The 5,066-nt window shown below is 72.2% G+C and carries 11 protein-coding genes; all 11 read left to right on the forward strand.

Annotation, left to right across the window (positions count from 1 at the left end; translation table 11 throughout):
• Window positions 1-337, forward strand: a 337-nt coding sequence (locus ACW62_RS34945; RefSeq protein WP_169792182.1) for a hypothetical protein, incomplete at its 5' end; no start/stop codon positions are given.
• Between the two features lie 67 nt (window positions 338-404).
• Window positions 405-605, forward strand: coding sequence for a hypothetical protein (locus ACW62_RS32605; RefSeq protein ID WP_053208296.1), 201 nt, complete (start codon window positions 405-407; stop codon window positions 603-605).
• Window positions 602-1,417: a hypothetical protein gene (locus ACW62_RS32610; RefSeq protein WP_053208297.1), complete on the forward strand. Its 816-nt coding sequence runs from the start codon at window positions 602-604 to the stop codon at window positions 1,415-1,417. Before ACW62_RS32605 ends, ACW62_RS32610 begins: the two co-directional genes overlap by 4 nt.
• Window positions 1,418-1,695: 278 nt before the next feature.
• Window positions 1,696-1,980, forward strand: coding sequence for a hypothetical protein (locus tag ACW62_RS32615; protein WP_053208298.1), 285 nt, complete (start codon window positions 1,696-1,698; stop codon window positions 1,978-1,980).
• A gap of 2 nt (window positions 1,981-1,982) precedes the next feature.
• Window positions 1,983-2,312 carry a hypothetical protein gene (locus tag ACW62_RS32620; protein WP_053208299.1) on the forward strand — a complete coding sequence of 110 codons (330 nt, stop codon included), beginning with the start codon at window positions 1,983-1,985 and terminating at the stop codon, window positions 2,310-2,312.
• A complete protein-coding gene (locus ACW62_RS32625) occupies window positions 2,309-2,677 on the forward strand; it encodes a hypothetical protein (protein ID WP_053208300.1) in 369 nt (122 codons plus the stop codon). The genes ACW62_RS32620 and ACW62_RS32625 overlap by 4 nt, the downstream gene beginning before the upstream one ends.
• A gap of 79 nt (window positions 2,678-2,756) precedes the next feature.
• Window positions 2,757-3,173, forward strand: a complete 417-nt coding sequence (locus ACW62_RS32630; protein WP_053208301.1) for a hypothetical protein — start codon at window positions 2,757-2,759, stop codon at window positions 3,171-3,173.
• Window positions 3,170-3,589 carry a hypothetical protein gene (locus tag ACW62_RS32635; RefSeq protein ID WP_053208302.1) on the forward strand — a complete coding sequence of 140 codons (420 nt, stop codon included), beginning with the start codon at window positions 3,170-3,172 and terminating at the stop codon, window positions 3,587-3,589. Before ACW62_RS32630 ends, ACW62_RS32635 begins: the two co-directional genes overlap by 4 nt.
• Window positions 3,586-3,894 carry a hypothetical protein gene (locus tag ACW62_RS32640; RefSeq protein WP_053208303.1) on the forward strand — a complete coding sequence of 103 codons (309 nt, stop codon included), beginning with the start codon at window positions 3,586-3,588 and terminating at the stop codon, window positions 3,892-3,894. Before ACW62_RS32635 ends, ACW62_RS32640 begins: the two co-directional genes overlap by 4 nt.
• 36 nt (window positions 3,895-3,930) lie before the next feature.
• A complete protein-coding gene (locus ACW62_RS32645; protein WP_157575146.1) occupies window positions 3,931-4,356 on the forward strand; it encodes a hypothetical protein in 426 nt (141 codons plus the stop codon).
• On the forward strand, window positions 4,346-4,972 hold the full coding sequence (locus ACW62_RS32650) for a hypothetical protein (RefSeq protein ID WP_053208305.1): 627 nt from the start codon (window positions 4,346-4,348) through the stop codon (window positions 4,970-4,972). The genes ACW62_RS32645 and ACW62_RS32650 overlap by 11 nt, the downstream gene beginning before the upstream one ends.
• The last annotated feature ends 94 nt before the right edge of the window (window positions 4,973-5,066 follow it).

Here is a 5,066-nt window from a genome sequence, read left to right on the forward strand (position 1 = left end):
CTCCCGCCTCGACCTCGCAGCCCGCGGGCACCAGGTCGGCGAGCACGAGGTCGCGCAGGGCAACTGGTCCCGCGCGGGTGTGGCCGAGATCGTCGACCTCGACGTCGCGCCGGCCGAGCCCGTCGACCAGGAGCCGGCCAACATGAAGGTCACCGTCACCCTCGACCTCGACGTCACCATCGCCGGCTGGATGCTCGACTACGGCGTCACCGAGGCCGAGGCCCGCGCCGAGGCCGCTGGCCGGCTGGCCGAGCGCATCCGCGAGGTCGTCGTGCACGAGGACGCCGACCGGCTCGGCCTGTACACGGTCGCCGGCGTCACCGCCACCCGGAGCTGACCCGTCCGCGCCGGCGGCCGCCGCACCGCGGCCGCCGGGCCCACCGTCCCGCGAGAGGATGCCCACCATGAGCGCACGACGCATCTACTGGTACGCGGTCGTGGTCACGCCGCGCGAGCTGCCCGAGCAGCCGCAAGCGTTCGGCCCCTACCGGAGCTTCGACGCCGCCGACGCGGCCGCCGACCTGATGAGGGACGTCACGGCGGCGACCTACTTCGACGACAGCGAGTACGACCTCGCCGTCGTCGCGATGGTGAAGCCGTCGTGAGCGTCACCATCCACCAGCGCGCCGGCCTCGGCCGCACCTGGCGCCAGCAGGTCACCCGCCTCACGTGCGACGGCGGCCCGTACGGCGTCGAGGCGTGCCGCGAGTCGACCCCCATCGACGCCACCACCGGCGCCGAAGCCCGCACGTACGCCCGTACACAGGGATGGGTCGTCGCCGCCCCCAACCCCCGCGGCCGCCGCCGCCTCGACTACTGCCCCGCCCACCACCCCGCCGAGCAGAAGGACCAGCCGACCATGAACCGCTACACCGTGCTCCTGACCAACACCGTGTCGAGCGCCGTCGCCGTCGACGCCGGCGACGTCGACGGCGCGCTCGACACCTACCACGAGTCTGACAACATGCCCGGCGGCATCACCGTCGGCGCGTTCGGGCCCGCCGACGTCGACGACTCCGATTGGCAGCCGTACTCGGTCGTCGACGAGAACGGCGACACCGTGTGGAGCGAGCCGAAGCCGGGCCCGACCCTGACCCGCGGCGCCGTCGAGCTGCTGCTCGCCGCGCTGCCGTCCAACCCGATCGAGGGCGAGATCGCCGGCGTCGTGCGCCAGTGGGCGGGCAAGCTCGGTGTCGACATGGACGCCGATGCTCCCGGGCCCCGGCCCACCGAGACCACGACCGACGTCGACGAGGCCGTCATCACCCTCACCCCCGCCGCCGTCGAGATCCTGGCCGACGCCGTCGAGGTGGCCCAGTGGCACAACCGGCCCGCGCTGCTGATGATCGACGGCCGATCGGTGAAGATCAAGGCGGGCGAGCACGGTACGTGGAGCCTGCCCATCGCCGAGTGGTGACCGATGACCCGCGACGAACTGATCGCCGCCGTCACCCCCTGAACGACGACGGGCCCGGCGCTCCCCCGTGAGGCGCCGGGCCCGACTCGTCCACCCCGTGAACCCGGTCGGGGTCGGCGCTCCCTCGTGAGAAGCGCCGACCCCGGACCTTCGATGAGTGCATAACAGGTGACAGAGCGAACGAACGGAAGCAGGATAGCAGCGAGCTAGCCAGCCTCCTAGCGAGCTAGCTAGCAGCATGATAATGTCCGTTATCATCCACACCTTCGGAGGCGACCATGTCCCGCTGCCCCTACCCCGACTGCCGATTCGACGGGACCGACGCCGAGGTCGACGACCACCGCACGGCCGCGCACCGCGACGAGCCCCAGGCGGGAGGGAGCCTGGCGCCAGACGTCACGCCGTACAGCCAGCGCCGCAAGGTCTACCGCATCCGCGACAGCAAGTTCGGCCGGCTCGTGGGACCGGAGTACGACACCGAAGCCGAGGCCCGGACGGCGCGCAGGGCGTACAGCAACCCGCGCCGGTACGACATCGACCGGTACGCCGCGGCGGACGACTGACCATGACCGACCGGGACGTGCGGCAGTGCTCGCTCTGCGGAGCCGACGTCGTGTGGGCCATCACCGCCGCCGGCAAGCGGCAACCCCTCAACGCCACCCCCGACCCCGCCGGCAACGTCGCCGCCCACCGCGACGGCACCGGCACCCGCCGCGCCCGCGCCGTCGTACCCGACCGGCCGCTCATGGGGTTCGAGCGGCTGTACATGCCCCACGCCGCCACCTGCGCCGGCGGCCTCCCGAACACGCCCCGCACGCCGACCCCGCCGCGGGCCCTCCCGATCGGCGTTGCCGACATGAACGCCTACCGAGCCAGAAAGGCCCGAGCACGATGACCACGACCCGGAAGCCCCTCGTCGTCACCATCTGCGGATCTACCCGCTTCCGCGACGAGATCGCCGCCGCGACCCGTCACGCGACCCTTGCCGGCGCCATCGTCCTAGCGCCGGGCGTGTTCGCCCACGCCGGCGACGAGATCACCGACCAGCAGAAGGAGCGGCTTGACCGGCTCCACCTGCACAAGATCGACCTGTCGGACGCGATCTTTGTCGTCAACCCCGGCGGCTACATCGGCGAGTCGACCCGCGCCGAGATCCAGTACGCCAAGCACACCGGGAAGAAGGTCGACTACCTCGTCGAGCCGACCAAGCCGACCAGGCCGACCCCGGTGATCGACCCCGTCGAGTTGGCCAAGGTATGACCCTCGACGACATCGCGATCGCCGATCCCGACTTGCTGGACGACGGGCCCAGCACCTACGCCGACACGGAGGCGACCCGATGACCCGCGACAACCTCACGATCAACATCACCGACGGAGGCGAGCCCGAGCAGCCGTCCGCCGCCCCTCCCTGCGCCTGGCCTCGCTGCGGTTGGGGCTGCAACCACGGGCGCCCCATCGAAACCGGCGACGAGGGCGGCGTCGAGGGCGACTCGGTGCGCGAGTTCGCCGCGTACCTCGACGGCCTGGCCAGCCCGCCGCACGCCCGCCCCGTCGCGTCCCTGTCCGGCCTCGACCTCGGTCACCGCGTCGTCCTCGCCGTCGAGCCGACACCGCCACTCACCGGCGAGCCAACCGTGCACTGCGGCCAGCTCGACCGGGTCGAGCACTGGCCCGACGACCGGACGTGGGTCGTCCTCGACGGCAACCCGATCCCGGTTGTCCGCGGCCGCGCGCTGGTGAGCGTCGCACCGTGAGCGCCGTCGTCGACGACTGCGGCCACGGCTTCGAGGCCGGTGTCGACCTGTGCCCGAGCTGCACCGCCGGCCTGCCGGCCGACCCGCGCATCGGGCTCGGCCGCGCCGCCCTCGACCTGCTCGACATCCTGCGGTTCCGGGCCAGCCTCGGCGACTCGTGGCTCGTCGAGCAGCCCCGCCAGCGGTTCGCGCTCTACGTGCCGAACATGTCGGCCGTCAGTCGCCCCGAGTACCTGCGGACCGTCAACGGCGCCACGCTGCGCGCCCTGCACGGCCGCGAGCTGATCGAGTACGGGCCCGACGTGTCGACCGTTCCGTTCCGGCTGCGCAACCGCACCCAGCTCAACTGCGACATCGTCGGCGGCGTGCGTGCGAGCACGGTCCAGCTCACCGACGCCGGCAAGGCCGCCCGGTGACCGCCTCGACCGCGGCCGACGCCTCCGAGCTGCGCAGCGCCATGTACAGCGCCGCCGCCGACCTCGGCGGCCCGTGGACTCACGCCCGGCGCGACGTCTGGCGGCCCGGCCTGAACCTCGCGCACGTCAGCGACCGCGGCCGCGTCTGGCTCACCCTGTTCGGCGACGGCCGGGTACAGCTCTGCCTCAGCCTCAGCGCCGTCGACCGGCTCACGGTCGGGTATATCGGCCTCGACGACGCGGCTGCCGTGCTGGCCAACCCCGTCGTCGTGCTCATCGCCGCTCGTTCCGTCGCCACCACCTGACACCCTGGAACCGCCCACCACCCATCAGGAGACGTCATGCCCATGAAGGTCAACCCCGAACGGCTGTACGCCTGGCTGGTCGCGCGCGCGCCGGCCGACGACCTGCCCGCGCTGGCCGCCCTCGAACTGCTCCGGATCTCCAGGGCCCTCGAACGGATGGGCGCCTACGTCGTCCTCGACGACGACGGCGACCCGCACCACCTCGACTGGCTGCGCATCACCGAAGATCTCGACCACGCCCGCAGCGAGCGAGAGCAGGGCCGGTCGTCCCTGCTCGACGCGTCCGTCCTGTCCGGCGACCACCTCTACGGCATCGCGTACGCCGCCTCGCTGACAGCCGGCTACAAGGTCAGCCTCCGCGAGATCATCCACCACACCAGCAACATCGCCGGCTCATGGCTCGTCGCCGCGACCATGGGCGCCCGCCACAAGTTCGAGAGGATCAACCCCGATGAACACTGACCTCGACACCCTGGCCGCCCAGCTCACCGAGTGGGCGCACGGCGCCTACGACCAGGAGGCCGCCGTCAAGCTGCTGATCGACAGCGGCCTCCTGTACAAGGTCGCTCACCTGGCCGAGCCCCGCGAAGCGTACGACTACCCGGGCGGTGAAGCTCGCCCAGGTGCGTGGCTGGACTGGCGCCTCGTCAACCAGTGGTTCTCCGAGGACGGCGTCATGTCCGGCGGCGAGCGGCGCGTGATCGGTGTGGCGCTCAGCCTCGCCGCCGCCGACGCCTACCACGCGCCGGAGCTCAGCCTCGGCGACGTCATGACCGGCGTCGACAGCGCCAACGCCCGCGCGATCCTGGCCGCGCTCGCCCACGCACACAGCCGCATGACGCTCACCGAGGCCGCCCCGCCAGCCCGCGACGATCAGTGGTTCGAGGGCTCGCTGCCGACGTTCCACGAGATGGTCACCGAGGCGCGCCGGCTGCTCTCCGAGGCGGCTGGCACGCTCCGTTCGGACTGGCCCGAGGGCGCCGGCCCGGCCACCGCCGAGCAGGGGCGGCGGCGTGTCGAGGCGCTGGACGCGATCGGCGCCGCCAAGCATGCCCTCGACCGGGCCAAGAGCCGATGAGCGCGACCAAGGTGACCGACCGGCGGAACCTGGTCGAGATCACATGCGACCTGTGCACCGACAGCAGAGTCCGGTTCCACGCGATCGGCGACTC

Source organism: Jiangella muralis, from assembly GCF_001270745.1.
GTDB lineage: Bacteria > Actinomycetota > Actinomycetes > Jiangellales > Jiangellaceae > Jiangella > Jiangella muralis.